Annotated in this window: 1 protein-coding gene; it reads left to right on the forward strand. The window is 67.1% G+C overall.

The features are described 5' to 3' along the window. Positions 1-11: 11 nt before the first annotated feature. Positions 12-887, forward strand: an 876-nt coding sequence (locus ACSC1Q_RS42955) for a glycoside hydrolase family 99 protein (RefSeq protein WP_436764506.1), incomplete at its 3' end; no start/stop codon positions are given.

An 887-nucleotide genomic window follows, 5' to 3' on the forward strand; every position in this document is an offset into this window, starting at 1 on the left:
AAGGAGTTCACGTGGCCGTCTCGCGTCGGAGGTTCATGACCTCCGTGGTGTCCGGGTCCGCTCTCGCCGCGGTGTCGTCGTCGCAGCTACTGACCGCCCTGGGCAGCGCCGCTCACGCCGCGAGCCCGCCCGGCGACGTGGTCGGGAAGATCACCGTCGGCTACCAGGGCTGGTTCGCCTGCAAGGGCGACGCCGCCCCCATCAACGGCTGGTGGCACTGGAGCCAGAACATGGCCCAAAGCCCCTCACCCTCCAACAACACCATCGTCGCCTGGCCCGACACGCGCGAATACACCAACACCTACCCCACCGCCTACGCCAACCTCAACAACGGCCGCCCGGCCACCCTGTTCTCCTCCTACGACCAGCAGACCGTCGACACCCACTTCCGCTGGATGCGCGAGAACAACATCGACACCGCCGCCCTGCAACGCTTCAACCCGACGGGCGGCGAAGGCCCCACCCGCGACGCCATGGCCACCAAGGTCCGCGCCGCCGCAGAGGCCAACGGCCGCAAGTACTACATCATGTACGACGTCACCGACTGGACGAACATGCAGCCGGAGATCAAAACCGACTGGCTCAACAAGATGAAGGCCCACACCACCTCCCCCGCCTACGCCATGCAGAACGGCAAACCGGTGGTCGGCATCTGGGGGTTCGGCTTCAACGACCCCAAACGCCCCTGGGCACCCGGGCCCTGCCTGGAGGTCGTCAACTGGTTCAAAGCCCAAGGCTGCTACGTGATGGGCGGCGTGCCCACCCACTGGCGCCGCGGCGTCGAGGACTCACGCCCCGGCTTCCTGGACGTCTACCACGCCTTCCACATGATCTCCCCCTGGATGGTCGGCCGCATCGGCACCCTCGCCGACGCCGACCACTTCTAC

It is taken from the genome of Streptosporangium heterodermiicola, assembly GCF_051390675.1.
Classification (GTDB): domain Bacteria; phylum Actinomycetota; class Actinomycetes; order Streptosporangiales; family Streptosporangiaceae; genus Streptosporangium.